Origin of the sequence: Salinivibrio sp. PR932, assembly GCF_001996125.1 — a bacterium.
Taxonomy (GTDB): domain Bacteria; phylum Pseudomonadota; class Gammaproteobacteria; order Enterobacterales; family Vibrionaceae; genus Salinivibrio; species Salinivibrio proteolyticus.
Genome location: NZ_MUFM01000021.1, coordinates 1 through 15,031 on the forward strand (window position 1 = coordinate 1; position 15,031 = coordinate 15,031).

Annotated in this window: 11 protein-coding genes and 1 tRNA gene; 2 read left to right on the forward strand and 10 right to left on the reverse strand. The window is 51.3% G+C overall.

What is annotated here, in order from left to right; all coding sequences use genetic code 11:
• Nucleotides 1–515 precede the first annotated feature (515 nt).
• The 5 genes from BZG84_RS10840 to BZG84_RS10860 all read right to left on the reverse strand — a co-directional run bounded on the left by BZG84_RS10840 (nt 516) and on the right by BZG84_RS10860 (nt 5,409).
• Nucleotides 516–606, reverse strand: a tRNA-Ser gene (locus BZG84_RS10840).
• A gap of 130 nt (nt 607–736) precedes the next feature.
• Complete coding sequence (gene pstB, locus BZG84_RS10845) at nt 737–1,489, reverse strand: phosphate ABC transporter ATP-binding protein PstB (protein WP_077479194.1); 753 nt, start codon at nt 1,487–1,489, stop codon at nt 737–739.
• Nucleotides 1,490–1,622: 133 nt separating this feature from the next.
• Nucleotides 1,623–2,927, reverse strand: a complete 1,305-nt coding sequence (pstA, locus tag BZG84_RS10850) for a phosphate ABC transporter permease PstA (protein ID WP_077479195.1) — start codon at nt 2,925–2,927, stop codon at nt 1,623–1,625.
• Nucleotides 2,920–4,302, reverse strand: a complete 1,383-nt coding sequence (pstC, locus tag BZG84_RS10855) for a phosphate ABC transporter permease subunit PstC (protein ID WP_077479196.1) — start codon at nt 4,300–4,302, stop codon at nt 2,920–2,922. The genes pstA and pstC overlap by 8 nt, the downstream gene beginning before the upstream one ends.
• A 66-nt stretch (nt 4,303–4,368) precedes the next feature.
• Nucleotides 4,369–5,409, reverse strand: coding sequence for a substrate-binding domain-containing protein (locus BZG84_RS10860; RefSeq protein WP_069588285.1), 1,041 nt, complete (start codon nt 5,407–5,409; stop codon nt 4,369–4,371).
• A 334-nt stretch (nt 5,410–5,743) separates the two neighbouring features.
• On the opposite strand from BZG84_RS10860, the gene BZG84_RS10865 reads away from it, so the two are divergent.
• Nucleotides 5,744–6,217 (forward strand): hypothetical protein, encoded by a 474-nt coding sequence (locus BZG84_RS10865; protein WP_077479197.1) that lies wholly within the window; start codon nt 5,744–5,746, stop codon nt 6,215–6,217.
• A gap of 57 nt (nt 6,218–6,274) precedes the next feature.
• On the opposite strand, the gene BZG84_RS10870 is transcribed toward BZG84_RS10865, so the two are convergent.
• Together BZG84_RS10870 and BZG84_RS10875 are read right to left on the reverse strand one after the other, a co-directional pair.
• The gene (locus BZG84_RS10870) at nt 6,275–7,891 is read right to left on the reverse strand and encodes a methyl-accepting chemotaxis protein (protein ID WP_198536729.1); all 1,617 of its coding nucleotides are present in this window, start codon (nt 7,889–7,891) and stop codon (nt 6,275–6,277) included.
• Nucleotides 7,892–8,042: 151 nt separating this feature from the next.
• The gene (locus tag BZG84_RS10875; RefSeq protein ID WP_232112141.1) at nt 8,043–8,504 is read right to left on the reverse strand and encodes a DUF3429 domain-containing protein; all 462 of its coding nucleotides are present in this window, start codon (nt 8,502–8,504) and stop codon (nt 8,043–8,045) included.
• Nucleotides 8,505–8,826: 322 nt separating this feature from the next.
• Between BZG84_RS10875 and BZG84_RS10880 the strand changes: the two genes are divergently transcribed.
• Nucleotides 8,827–10,509 (forward strand): BCCT family transporter, encoded by a 1,683-nt coding sequence (locus BZG84_RS10880; protein ID WP_077479199.1) that lies wholly within the window; start codon nt 8,827–8,829, stop codon nt 10,507–10,509.
• A 63-nt stretch (nt 10,510–10,572) separates the two neighbouring features.
• Here the strand turns inward: BZG84_RS10880 and glpC are convergent, their stop codons facing one another.
• Genes glpC through glpA form a run of 3 tightly spaced genes read right to left on the reverse strand, consistent with a single transcriptional unit; the run spans nt 10,573 to nt 14,823 of the window.
• Entirely contained in the window at nt 10,573–11,829 is a 1,257-nt protein-coding gene (gene glpC, locus BZG84_RS10885; RefSeq protein ID WP_077479200.1) for an anaerobic glycerol-3-phosphate dehydrogenase subunit GlpC, read from the reverse strand.
• Entirely contained in the window at nt 11,819–13,132 is a 1,314-nt protein-coding gene (gene glpB, locus BZG84_RS10890; RefSeq protein WP_069588276.1) for a glycerol-3-phosphate dehydrogenase subunit GlpB, read from the reverse strand. The genes glpC and glpB overlap by 11 nt, the downstream gene beginning before the upstream one ends.
• Complete coding sequence (glpA, locus tag BZG84_RS10895; RefSeq protein WP_077678205.1) at nt 13,129–14,823, reverse strand: anaerobic glycerol-3-phosphate dehydrogenase subunit A; 1,695 nt, start codon at nt 14,821–14,823, stop codon at nt 13,129–13,131. The genes glpB and glpA overlap by 4 nt, the downstream gene beginning before the upstream one ends.
• Between the last annotated feature and the right edge of the window lie 208 nt (nt 14,824–15,031).

A 15,031-nucleotide genomic window follows, 5' to 3' on the forward strand; every position in this document is an offset into this window, starting at 1 on the left:
ATATAAACCGTCTTCACTAACTTACTTTCTCCTTGGCTGAATAAAGTTAACATTGTATTAGTGCGCGTGCTCGATTTGTCAAAATCGTTATACGCCCTGTTTTATCCATAACCTCATGATACGCATGTGGTTTTTCCATCTATCTCATCAAGCTCTCTTCGGTGATAGTGTGCATGCCGCCTATCCCGGTTGAGGTATTCACATTATCCCCGCGCTTGTACTTTTAACCGATTGATTATTCGTGTTTTTTATTTTTTCGCCTAGGGAAAGTGTGAATAGGTCATGAGAAAGCGTGCATCCATGTGGGCGCTTTTGTTGCGTTCCACGCTACCGCCCTTCGGTTGGCGGCGTCCAAAAGGCCATGTAAGAGACAGAAATATAAAGGGTTAGCGTACCAGAGTGCAGAATAGCTGTTTAGACACAAGCGCCTAAAATGTTGGCAAGGTCAGGGTTTGGATGTTTGCGGGGGCATGAATGCAAAAAAGCCGCTGACTTATCAGCGGCTTTTCGGTATGTGGCGGAGAGATAGGGATTTGAACCCTAGAAGGGCTATTAACCCTTGCCGGTTTTCAAGACCGGTGCTTTCAACCACTCAGCCATCTCTCCGGAACGGGGCGTATACTAGAGGCAGCTCAGAGCGATGTAAAGTCCATTTTTACTTTTTCACACTTAAGTGCTGAAATTATCAGCAAAAGCCTATTTTCAGTGCTTTTCTCCACTATGCCCCGCCGTTTATTTAGCCAAATCGGCCATTAATGTAATCATGAGTCAGCTTGTGCTCTGGGTCGTTGAACACTTTTTCGGTGCTGTTCACCTCAACCAAACTCCCTAAGTGGAAATAGGCCGTTCGGTCAGACACACGCGAGGCTTGTTGCATGGAGTGCGTGACGATCACTATGCTGAAGTTTTTCTTCAGTTCGGCAATCAGCTCTTCAATAATACCGGTGGCAATCGGGTCAAGGGCTGAGCATGGTTCATCCATCAAAATCACTTCTGGCGCGACGGCAATGGTGCGAGCAATGCATAGACGCTGCTGCTGACCACCAGATAAGCCTGTGGCAGGCTGGTCGAGGCGATCTTTCACTTCGTTCCATAGCCCTGCTCGAGTCAGCGATTGCTCCACTAACTCATCGAGATCGGCTTTGCTGTCGATCAGTCCATGTATCCTCGGGCCATAAGCCACGTTGTCATACACCGATTTAGGGAACGGGTTAGGCCGCTGGAATACCATGCCCACTTGCGAGCGCAGTTCCACAATTTCTGTCTCTTTGTGGTGAATATCTTCACCGTCGAGAATGATATCGCCCGTCACCACACAGCCGGGAATGGTGTCATTCATTCGATTTAAACAGCGCAAAAAAGTGGATTTGCCGCAGCCTGATGGGCCGATCATCGCAAGAACTTCTTTCTCGCCAATATCAAGGCTCACGTCTGCGATCGCGGGTTTTGCGCCATGTTCGTAGTTCACAAAGACATTGCGCGCCGTCATTCGCGGGTTATCCACAAAGGGCACACCGCAGGTTTCTTTGGGGGCTGCGGTATTTTGGGGCGTCGCGTTCACTGTTTGCTCTGTAAGAGTTGCGTTAGTCATGGTTGTTGTCGTCATGGTTTTCTCTCCCGACTTACCAGCGTCGCTCGAGACGCTTACGCATAATCACGGCGCAGGCATTCATAAAAGCAAGGAATGCCAGCAGCACCATGATTGCGCCAGAGGTGTTTTCGACAAAGCCCTTTTCAGGATTCTCTGCCCATAAATAGATTTGTACAGGTAGCGCGGTCGCCGCATCGAGAGGCCCAGATGGAATGTCGACAATAAACGCCACCATGCCAATCATAAGAAGCGGTGCGGTTTCACCCAGCGCTTGTGCCATCCCAATGATGGTGCCGGTGAGCATGCCTGGCATCGCTAATGGCAGCACATGGTGAATAACCATTTGCATCTTGGAAGCCCCTACCCCTAACGCGGCGTCACGTACCGAGGGTGGAACTGCTTTGATGGAAGCACGGCTGGAAATAATGATGGTTGGCAGCGTCATAAGAGTAAGCACCAAGCCGCCCACAACCGGCGCAGAACGCGGTAGATCGGCAAAGTTGAGGAATACCGCCAATCCCAGCAAACCAAATACAATTGAGGGTACGGCCGCGAGGTTATTGATGTTAATTTCAATGATCTCGGTAATACGGTTGCGTGGCGCAAACTCTTCCAAGTAAATCGCCGCGGCTACCCCAATCGGAAAACTCAGTACTAGGGTGACCAGTAAGGTGTAGAAGGATCCGACCGTCGCCCCCCAAATTCCAGCGAGTTCGGCATCGCGGCTATCACCGTTGGTGAAAAAGCGGGTGTTAAACACGGTACGGATCCGATCATCGCTTTGCAGTTGGTTAAACCAACCGATGTGCTTGTCTTTAAACTGACGATAAGACTCCGGTAAGTTGCCGTCGATATTGCCTTTGTTGAACTGGTTAACGTTGTCTCCAGCAAGCGCCCAAATATCAATTTGCTGTCCAACAAGGCTAGGGTCTGCAGCCACACGGTCGCGCAAATCGTACTCCGCCCCCGTGGAAAGGAAGCGGAATAGCTCGCGCTTATCCGTACGTGACGTGACGTCCGGCAAGGTAGCAAAAATGGCATCGGCCAGCACCGAGCGATAGCTCAGGTATTGCAATGTTTCGTCATTGAGCGGTTTGCCCTCAATGCCAAGCTTTTCGGCGCTTAAATCGACCGTGAGACGAATTTCTGTGGTGTAGAAGGCGGTGTACCCTTGCGAGATAATTGATCCTAGCAATACCACCAAAAACGTAAACGCCAACAAAATCGACCCAATGCCATACCAACGAAAGCGTCCTTCGCGTCCACGTCGTTTGGCAAGGCCTGCTTTTACTCGGGCGCGCTTGTTTTGCGCGATCTGTGCAATTTTATCAGTCATATTGTTCTCGATATTTCTTCACAATACGGAGCGCAACAAAGTTCAGCGCTAACGTCACAACAAAGAGCGTTAAGCCCAGTGCAAACGCGGCCAACGTTTTCGGACTATCAAACTCTTGGTCGCCCACCAGCAGGGTTACGATCTGCACGGTAACCGTGGTGACCGAATCAAGTGGGTTCGCGGTGAGGTTGGCCGAAAGGCCTGCGGCCATGACCACAATCATGGTTTCGCCAATCGCACGGGATACGGCAAGCAAGAGCCCCCCGACAATGCCCGGTAACGCGGCTGGAATAACCACTTGGCGGATGGTTTCAGATGGCGTCGCCCCCAATCCGAGTGAGCCATCGCGCAATGACTGCGGCACCGCGGTGATCACGTCATCAGATAGTGATGACACAAACGGGATGATCATCACCCCCATGACAAACCCTGCAGCCAGTGCACTTTCCGAGGACGCACTCTCAAACCCAATCGCTTGTGCAATGTCGCGAATTACCGGAGCCGCGACCAAAGCGGCAAAAAAGCCATACACCACGGTCGGAATACCGGCGAGAATTTCAAGAATCGGCTTTACGATACTGCGTACGCGCGGTGAGGCGTATTCAGCGAGATAGATGGCACTCATCAGCCCCACTGGTGCGGCAATACACATGGCGATAATCGAGATCATCAAGGTGCCGGTGAACAGTGGAATCGCGCCAAAAGAGCCACTTGCTCCTTGCTGGTCTGCGCGTAAAGCAATTTGCGGTGACCATTCTGTCCCGAAGATAAAGTCGGTAATCGAGATCATTTGGAAAAAGCGCAGGGCTTCAAACAGCACTGAGAGCACAATGCCTAGGGTGGTTAGAATGGCTAACGTCGAACACAGCAGCAAAAACGCCTGCATCACGTTCTCGACACGGTTGCGGGCTCTTAACCGCGGCCGCAGCGAGCGCCATCCAAAGGCAAACCCGGCCAACGCCAATGTTGTCATGGCGGTAAAACGCAAGGTGTTCCCTAACGCATGGAGGGATTGATAGTGTTCAGCCGCTGCTAACAAGACAGCATCGTCAGTTTGGGTGATGCCACTGGCAATGTTCCCGATTTGGCTGTAAACCAAATCATGGCTATTGATGCGCACAAGGTAGCTATCTGGGATCTGTGCCATCACCAAACTGTGGATCAAGTTCGGCTCCACGGCTTGCCATAGCAGCAGTAAAATCAACGCCGGAATGGCGGCGAGAATCGCAACATAGGAGCCATAGTAATTGGGGCGAGAGTGAAGCTTGCTCAATCCACCTGCCATATCAGCCAGTTTGATTGAACGTGTTCGAGCAAGAAAGAAGCCTGAAATTGCAATCAGCGCAATTACGGTCATCAACATGGATGTGGTCATTGTTCCTCCTGAACACGAATAAAGGTGACACAGCGCGTGTGCCACCTTTTCGCGTTCACACTGCCATTACAGATTCGGGTTTAGATTCACCGCTGCAGTGCGTACGTTGTTCCATTCTTGGCTTGCCAATGGGATCAGACCACGGTCGGTCAGATAGCCCATTTCGCCGATAGCATCTTCTGCCGTGAAGGCATTCACATACTCTTTCAAGCCTGGGATCACATCTTCATGCGCTTTCTTCACGTAGAAGTAGAGTGAGCGTGATACGGGATACTCGCCACTACCAATCGCATCAAATGTCGGCTCAACACCGGCAATTTTTGCGCCTTGAACTTTATCGGCATTCTGCTCGAGGAAGCTGTACCCAAAGATACCGAATGCATCTGGATTCGCTTCAAGCTTTTGCACGATCAAGTTGTCGTTTTCGCCCGCTTCGATAAAGGCACCATCTTCACGCATGCCATGACAAATGGCTTTGAATTTATCTTCATCGCTGTCTTCTAGCGCGGCAATTTCAGGATATTGAGAACAGCCTGCTTCCATGGCGAGTTCAACAAACGCATCACGCGTGCCTGACGTTGGTGGTGGGCCTAGCACTTCAATCTTGGTTTTCGGCAGCGATGGGTTCACGTCTTTCCACGTTTTGTGTGGATTGTCGATGAAGTTACCTTTGCCGTCTGGCACGGTTTTAGCCAGTGCGGTGTAAAGATCTTTCAGTGATACGTCATATTGTGGCGATGCTTTTGAGTTCGCAAAGGCGATGCCGTCATAACCAATTTTGATTTCGACGATGTCGTCTACGCCATTGGCTTTACAACGCTCAATTTCAGAACTTTTGATTTTGCGTGATGCATTCGTGATATCTGGTGTATTTTCACCCACACCTGCACAGAACAGTTTCAAGCCACCGCCTGAACCGGTTGATTCGATTTTGGGTACTGAGTATTGCGACGTGCGACCGAAGCGCTCAGCAACCACAGTAGCAAAAGGGTAAACGGTAGAAGAGCCAACGATGCTAATGTAGTCACGGTTTGCGGCCGTTGCGCTACCCGCGGCCAATACGGCCATTGATACTGTAGTAGCAGCAAAGAGAGCTTTGAGTTTCACATCAACCTCCAAGTCGATTGTTTAAGTTAGTGCTGTGCAAATTGTCCAACCTGCACATGACGAAGAACTCGGTTAGCTGTGAAACACCTTAAGCAGGGTTCGTGACACTTCCTTGATGAGACGATGAAGCTTTAATGACAGGCTGATCCTTTGGTAAGCAACGCAAAAATTGGCGCTCGCCCGCTCGCGTTGCGCGGCGGTATCGCTAGGATATAGCTAAGCTTTTTCGTGCTGCAACGCCGGTTAGACACGGGTATAAGCACTATTTAAGTCGTGTGGCATGGGGCTGCACAACATCCTGGCGTAAAACAGGGAACAGCCGTAAGGATTCATCATGGCGGAGCCAAACGATAGCCTCGCGCGCTCAATTAAGTCGCATCGAGCGAGAATAAAAAACACCCAAACCCAACCCAGTAAACCGTCGGTTCTGTTTTTGTGTGATGGGCTTCAGGGCGCCTCGTTAATGGCAAGCGCCATTATGCAGAACAAAGCCGGAGCGTTTTTTGAGATCGTGTGCTGTCACACCAGCCCTGACATGGCAACCGAACCGGCCGCACGGGCGTTGATTCAATTTCAAATCTCAACCGCGGACATTGTGCCGGTGCCTTTGGCCGGCTTATCGTTGAACTATGTTGACTATTTAGTCGCCCTTTCGCCTGCCGCAGTGCAATCGGGCCTTGCACTGCCCAGCTATGGAAAATTTGTACCCTGGGATGTGTCCGAGCAGTCCAACGCCAGCACAACCGCGGTACTGCGAACCATCAATCACAACGTGAATTACTTTCTGTCTCTCTATTTATTTCGCTAGTTCAGTTCATCCCACAAAAAATGCGCCGGTTAGGCGCATTTTGCATCAAGGCTGCGGTTAGAGTCGAAACGCTTGGGCTTGCTCGCGAATGCTGGCGTTTTCTTTCTCTAGTCGCTCATAGGCGTCACGCGTTTTTTCTGCAGTCTCAGCTAGCGACTCCGCTGCACGGTGAATCGCCGATACATTTTGGTTCAGATCGGCCGCTGCCGTGGTTTGCTCCTCTGTGGCGGTCGCAATCGCTCCGGTCATTTCGGACACTCGCTGTGTCGCTGCATTAATCGTTTCTATCGCTTCTGCCGCGCGTTTCGCGTCGTCCAAGCCTTTTTGGGTGAGCGTCTGGCTATCCGTCATCACTTGATAGGCCTGGCGTGCTTTGGTTTGTAGTCCTTCAATGATTTGGTTGATCTCATCCGTGGATGATTGGGTTTTGGTCGCCAAGCCGCGAACCTCGTCAGCGACCACCGCAAAGCCACGGCCGGCCTCACCCGCTCTCGCTGCTTCAATCGCAGCATTCAGTGCCAACAGGTTGGTTTGTTCTGCAATCGTACTGATCACTTCAGACACTTTGCCGATATTTTCACTGTCTGCGCTTAAAGCCTCAATGACTTGCGACGCTTTATTCACTTGCTCCTGTGCCGCCACACTTTGCTGATACGACTGTTCAAAAATATCACGCCCTTGTTCAGCGTAATCGCGTGATTTATCTGTTTGCTCCGCCGCATTGACCGTATTGGTAGCAACTTCCCCAAAAGTGGATTCCATCTGCGTCATCGCGCTCGCCAATTGTGATAACTCGCCACGCTGTTGTTCAACACTCCTAACAGTGTCGGTCACTTGGTTTGATAGCTCATCACTCACCGCTTGCAAACGCTCAGTTCCCGCGACTAAAGCGCTAATCAGTGCCGTTACACTGCTTTGCATTTGGTCAAATGTCTGCGCTGCTTGCCCGATTTCATCACGATTAAACGCATCTAAGGTGAGACGTTGGGTTAAATCGCCGCTCTCGACTCGCTGCATCTGCGCCACCAAGCGCGCAAGCGGACCACGAATACGCTGTTGAAGAAGCAGGGCTACCCCCACCATCAAAGCGATCAGCGCGATAATGACCGCGATGCCAATATAAACTAGCTGTTCGATTTTATTCGCCTCACGCGTTTTAATCGCGTTAGCTTGGTCCTCTATAGATGCTTGTAAAGTGGCAAGGTTCGCCACAATCTGATCAAAAGGTGCCAGCATCGGCCCAAGCATTTTACGGCGCGCATCTTCCATCTGACCGTTATCGATCAAACTGATATAGTCGTTCTGCATTTGGCGATACGCATCCAGCCGATCGGCAATATCTGCCACCGCTAGACTATTGGCATCTCGCACAGTCAAGGCTTCCATGTCAGCCAAAGCTTGGCTAACTGCCTCATCATTGCGTTCAATTTTCACCAAAATATCACGGTGTTCTTGGCGGCTATCTGTAAGGCCATAATCCAGCGCGAAGCGACGATAGGTCACGGTAAAATAACGGAGATCAGAGACAGTACTAAGAAGCCGAACATTACGCTCAACAACGTCATTAAACTGCACTTTCACCGTTTTAATTTCGCTAAATAAATAAGCGCCGCTGACCGCAACAGCGACACCTAATGTGAGAAAAATTACTCGTAAGTATTGAATGATCGTCATTTTGCCCCCCGCTACACCTATTGGCATTGATAAAAGACTAATTATTCTTTTGTCAGTAAGCTAACGGGTACGACCAATCACTGTGATAGGTTCAATCTAAATCCGTTTTTCATTGTCAAGATAACTCGCGACAGTAGACCAAAAGCTAACGTTAAGCCACCAGTAACAGTAAGCCATGACAGCCCACAACACCCGCAGTCAAACGGCCACGCATCACTTGGTAAGCGGCGGGCTGCTCTTCCTCTCGTTCGCTCTTTCGGATCCATTTTTCAGCCAACCATACCGCCAAGTAACCCGCAGTGAGAATGCCAGTGGCGATCACGTATTGCGTTGCCCCTTGAATGAGTGCCCCCCATGCCAGTAGAGCGAATAAGTTACTCAGCAATAATGCATTACGGCTGAGTTTATGGGAAAAATGGTCGATACCATTGCCCCACAACACGCCAGATAAGAAACTTAAAATCACCGCACTGTAGCTTAAAAATAGCTGCTCACCACTGAGTCCAAATAAGGTTAAATCGGCCCAAGTAATAATTACCCCGCCAATAAACGGAACCAAACCCAGATAGCCAAGTTGCAGCATGGTATCGCGCGCAGAAGGTTGAGGTTTCATGAAGCTACTCCCATCAAAAAGCGGTCACGTTTAGGTCTGTTTTCAGTATACGAAGCCCAGTCTAACTTGGTCGTCTTATCGACATTTTTTGCTGATTTTCTCGGCGTTTTACAACTTTTAGCTGTGATTTATCCCTCATTTTTTTGCAAATATAGGGAATATTGAGTACATTGCTGCCCGAATTCGTTTTCACAGGCTGCCAACTTTTGCCGACAGCAGCCATGCGGCGAGCCGATAGTTCGTCAATTTTTCCGCTTGTTTAAGGAGCACCATTAGCGCTTACCGCTACCCCTATTTTTCGCGTTTGAAAGAGGAGTTATTCATGTCAACGCAACGTACACGAAGTACACCCGGCGCCGAATCAATGCGCCCGACTTATCACCCATTTGAAAACCGCGTAACCCAAAGCGGCCTTTTCAAAGGCGTTCACAAAAATATGATGATCGCCGCTACCCTTCTGGTTTTCGCCTTCGTACTGTTTACAGGCTTTAACACCGATCTTGCTGCCACGATTTTTGCAACTGCACGAGGCTGGGTCGAATCCACCTTTGGTTGGTACTACATGATGGTGCTGGTGTTGCTTCTCACGACCAGTTTGATCATTGCCGTCACGCGCTTAGGCAGCATCCGTCTGGGAGATGATGACGATCGCCCCGAGTTCAGCACGTTTTCTTGGTTAGCCATGCTTTTTTCGGCTGGTGTCGGGATTGGCGTACTGTTTTTTGGGGTAGCCGAACCCACGTTCTACTTTGATACAAGTGGTGCGTTCGGCTACCCCAACAACCCGTATGCCGATATGGCTGGGGCGACCGCCATGGGCTTTGATCGTGCCGCCGATGCGTTGCGAGTCACCTATTTCCATTGGGGCTTTCATGGCTGGGCGGTGTATGTGATTGTCGGGCTCGCGTTGGCCTATTTTTCGTTTCGTAAGAAACTGCCTCTGGCCCTACGTTCGACCGTCTATCCACTCATTGGTGAGCGTATTTATGGCCCGATGGGGCATGCCATCGATATTCTTGGCGTGCTGGGTTGTGTATTTGGTGTCGCGACCTCACTGGGGTTAGGCGTCAGCCAAATTGCCGTGGGGCTGGATCGTTTATTTGGGATTGATCCCGGTGTGGTCACTCAGGTGATACTCATTGCGCTGATCTCTGTGGCTTCCATTATGTCTGCGCTATCTGGCGTGGGTAAAGGGATTCGGATTATCTCTGAGTGGAACATTATTGTCTCGGCCCTTGTGATCGCCTACTTCCTGTTTGGTGGCCCGACAGCTTGGCTGATTCAGATTTTTGGCGTCTCGCTGGGTGACTACTTGGTGAACTTTATGCCAATGGGGCTGTGGTTCCCTGATGAGCAAGGTCCCGCTGCATGGCAAAATGCGTGGACCATTTTCTATTGGGGATGGTGGATTGCTTGGGCGCCCTTTATTGGCCTATTTATTGCGCGTATTTCACGCGGTCGTACCCTACGCGAATTTATCTTTGGTGTGCTGTGCGCGCCGACACTGATGATTTTTGCTTGGCTCGCTATCTTTGGTGGTAATGCCCTACATCAAGAGCTTGTCGCTGACACTGGGATTGGTAGCGCAGGGATCATTGATTTGGTGAATAGCTGGGACTTACCCGCTGCACTCTTTGCCAGTGCCGATGGGATCACCGGCGGTGGCATCACTGGATGGATCCTCAATGCCATGATGATTTTCTTGCTATTTAGCTGGTTTATCACCTCGTCCGACTCTAGCACGCTGGTGCTTACCACGATCCTTTCAATGGGCAATGAGCATCCACCGAAGCGTTTCCGTATTTTTTGGGGGTCGATGATCGGGGCGGTTGCCGCCGTGCTGTTGGTCGCAGGCGGATTGAAGGCACTGCAAACGGCCAATATGGTCACCGCATTGCCTATCAGTATTCTTCTGATCCTCATGACAATCAGTGTGCTGAAATCCTTGCTTGAAGAGTCGATGGGCAAATCGACTGCATCGAACACATCGCAAGCTAAGCAGTAAATCTGACTGGGCACGTAACAAAAGCGCCACCGTATTGGGTGGCGTTTTTCTTTGCAACGAATATTACGGCGCTGCTGGCTCTCCAACCGCCATCGCTAGCACACTCACCGGATGCAAAGCTTCCAGCGATGTGTTTTCTTCAATTTGCCATTTACAGGTTTCACAGTCGGTGATCGCAAAGTCCGCCTGCGCGGCTTCAATCTGAGCAAACAAGCCACTACCGATGGCAATCGAGGTTTGATAGTTCTCAGTTTTAAACCCATAGGTACCTGCCAAGCCACAACACTCACTATCGAGCACAATCACCTCTAAGCCTGGGATCATTCGTAACAGCTCAATGGTAAACATCGCATTACCACTGCGTTCCAAGTGACAAGGGGTATGGTAAACCACTCGCTTATTAATAGGCTTGAGCTTGGGCATCTCGCCATTCATGGCCGCTTTGAGTAAAAAGCGAGTCACAAAGCTGATTTGCCCTGCCACGTGGGCGTTATCCACTCCCAGTACGTGGGGATACTCTTCTTTTAACGTCAGCGCACACGATGAGGAGGTGGCTATTACAGGGCGATGCTCGGCAACCGAATCGGCAATCATCGCGGTATTGGCGGTCGCGTTGCGGCGCGCTTTATCGTAAAAGCCATTGGCAATTAGAGGCACGCCACAGCACTTATGTTTCTCGAGCAATTGCACGCCATACCCCATCGCATTCATCACTTTCACTAAGTCTTTACCAAGCTGCGGGTTGTTAAAATTCACATAGCAACCATGAAAGTAACTGACTTGTTTAGGATAATCCGCTTGTGTCGCTGCTTGGCTTTTCATCCAACGCCGAAAGGTGCCAAACGAATACTTGGGTAGAGATTTATGTTTATCCACCCCAATCGTGGCGTGCATCACCGCTTTCACCGGTTTCAGATCCGTCATCACGTTCACCAACGGTGCTACTGGATTAGCAAGCGTGCCAAACAAGTCGGTATGGCTTAGCACGTAATCACGCATCAACTTAGGATTGATATTTTTCTTGCCGTGTTTGCCGCGCGCCACCGCAATGATGTCGCCAATTTTCACCCCGGAAGGACAGGCGGTCTCACAGCGTTTGCAGTTGGTGCATAACTTGAGCAGGTCATCATAATAGTCAGGGTTTTTGATCCGCAGACGCTCACCATCCGGGCCACACTCTTTGGGGCCAGGATACGCAGGGTTCGCTTTTGATACCGGGCAATACACAGTACAGACCGTGCATTTAATGCATTGGTCAAAACTGGTGGGTTGCGGCGCATGGTCGCTATAGTCACGCTGTTTCAGCCATTCAGTTAGCATGGGACGCCTCCTTAGCGTTCGCCATCACAGCGAGCGCACGTTGCGCGGCGGCGTAGCCAGTTGCGATCGCAACGCCACCGCCACAGCCCTCATAGACGGGATCGTAACCACTGAGTACCGCACCACACACAAACAGGTTTTGGCAGCGCTTGCCGCGTGCGGTGGGACGCAGTTGGTTGTCGGTGTTGATGCCAAACGCCATAAAGGGGTGGCTTTGCTGACTGAAAAAGTCGTCGTTGCGCCACTCGCTGCGATCAGGGCTTTGCACCATGTCTAATCCCAACGTCGGTTCGCTCACCTGAGTGCGGTCGGCATTGAGACCGCGACTAAAATAGCTGCCCGTGGCCAAGATCACTGCCTCTGCGGTTAACGGAATATCTTCGAGTTGACGCGTATGCAAAGCGGTAAGGCGACCGTTGTCGTCAAATTCACCGCCAGTCACTTGATCGCCGCGCAGCAATACCCCACCCGCGCTAGCAAAAGCCCGCTGTAACGCACGCTCAATGCGGATCCCCAGCAGTGAAGGCGGCATGGTTGGCACTTCGTGAAAACAGCGATCGGTGCGCTGTTTAAGTGCATCCATCCCCCGCTCGCCGGCCACATCGGCAATGATGGCGGGTAAAATCACCAGCTCATCTGGGCCGGACTGCATGATTAGTTGCTCGCACAGACTGTCAAAGGCATCAGGCTCAGCCAATAAACGAGAAAGATCCACCGAGCGTAGCTCATTGCGGTTACGGCGTAATCGCTCGGCTCCCGGAATCGACAGCGTAATGGTGCGGCTTGGGCAGGATGCAAAATCACGCTGGGCGGTAATGGTGTCTTTCGCTAACGTCGGTTGCGCATCGCGATAGCCTTCAATGGCGACAAAACACAAACCAGAGAAACGACGCGGGCCGCGATGCTGATACACATGCCCTTGCGATAGCCAAGTCGGGCGCACAGTACCTAATGGCGTAATGCGGCCGTGGTTGGCGTTATCTTCTTGATGATACAGACACACCTTTTGCGCACTCAATTGGTGTTGGAACCAAGCGAGTGACTGGGTGATTTCCTCTAAACTGACTTTGGCATAGGGATGCTCAGGGTGCTGGCGCACCAGTTTCGGAATCGCTTCAAAAGGCTGACTGACCGGCTCACCATTGGGAAAATGGCCCAATACATCAATGGAGCCTGACGAGAAATGTAGCGCGCTTTGTCCGGCGCTAATCATTACGGTTTTCTTGCCCGCTTCCAGTGACCGCAATGCGGCAGTAAACCCGGCAATGCCGCCACCAATCACTGCGATATCGTAGTGGATCATTGTGATACCTCCTGATCAGCCGCTGACGTCGGTGCAGCACGCTTTATCTCAGCGCTACTGCGCGGTGCCTTCGGCGGCATTGGCACCTCACCGGCGCCAAATAATCCTTGATAAATCCAATAGCTAAATTCGGCTTCGCGTAGCGCATCGCCCCAAAAAATCGGTTTCACGCCTTTCCAGCGCTCTTCGAGAAAGTCCACCAGCAGCCCTGCACTGGCTTGGCCATCTATCCCAGCCAGCTCACTGAATAAGCTAGCGGCACGATAGCTGCACAACTCACCCTGACAAGGCCCCATACCCAGACGAGTGCGCCGACGCAGATCGGTGAGATTTTTCACATCCAGCGATTGAATCGCATAGTTCACCTCGCCCTTGGTCACCATTTCGCATTCGCAAATCACCGCTTGGCTGTCGTCACTTTCATCTAAAAAATGGCTAACGCGCTCACCGTGGCGGTAATAGGCGGATTGGTAGACAGGTTTCACCAAGCTGGCACTGGCTTTACGGATCCCTTTAGAAGGCTCAGAGCCCGGTAGCGGGCGAATCGCAGTTTGGCAACGGTTGCGGTTACCCAACTTTTCAGCCACCAAGTCTGTGGCTTGCTCGGCCATCAAACGATAGGTCATGAGCTTGCCACCAGTGATAGTGATCAAGCCTTCCAGCCCATCGCGTGCTTGGTGATCGAGTAACACAATGCCGCGACTGATATTACGACCACTGCCGTCGTCATCTACCGAGACCAAAGGCCGCACGCCAGCATAGGCGCGCAACACGCGTGTATTGGCCATGATGGGGGCGAGCTTAGCCCCTTCGCGCATCAGCACATCCACCTCTTGTGGCGTCACCGCGAGCTTATCAATCTGATCGTACTCGATGTGCTCAGAGGTGGTGCCGATTAAGGAAATGGTGTCACCGGGCACCAATATATCGGCGTCTGCCGGTTTCCGGCAGCGGTTGATCACCCGGTTATTAATCCGATAGTCGAGGATCAGCAATGAGCCCTTGGCGGGGAACATTTTGATATTCAGATCGGCATACTCACAGATTGTCTGCCCCCAAATCCCTGCGGCATTGATCACTTGCTTCGCCATAATGGCAAAACGCTCGCCGGTGAGGGTATGCAAACACTGGACGCCTTGCACCGTCGCCCCTTGACGAATTAATCCCGTCACTCGGGTATGGTTAAACACCTTGCCACCGTGCTCTTTGCCGTCCAACACATTCGCGGCACACAAACGAAAGGGGTCGATAATGCCATCCGGCACTTGCACCGCGCCAATCATCGCTGGATTCGCGTTGGGTTCGAGCGCTAACGCTTCACGTGGTGTCAGTTTTCGGGTCGGAATACCGGCTTTATCGCAACTGGCAATAAAGGTGTCTTGGTACGCTAAATCATCTTCCGGCAAGGTGATAAAAAGTCCGCTGGTGTCTTCCACGCAGTGGCGAGCAACGGATTTAAGGATGGTGTTTTCTTGAATGCATTCACGGGCCGATTCGGTATCTGTGACCGCGTAACGAGCCCCAGAGTGCAGCAGTCCATGGTTGCGCCCCGATGTCCCAGCCGCAATATCGTCACGTTCGAGCAAAATGCATGAGATACCACGCAGTGCGCAATCTCGCATGATGCCGGTGCCGGTTGCACCCCCACCGATGATGACCACATCCGTTTCAATATACTGGCTATTTGGCATGGGGCCTCCTTGTTACTGTATCGTAACGGGAGTGTGGCATTTTCCGTGTCACAAAGACGGCGAGATCATCACACAATGCGCGAATTCGAAATACAAACTCACACTTGTTTGATTTAAGACAAACTTTTAGCCGCCAAAAGACGCGCGAATGGTGACACGGGAAGCCACCGCTACAAGGGAAAGGCCCGACGATCGTACCGAAGGCTCC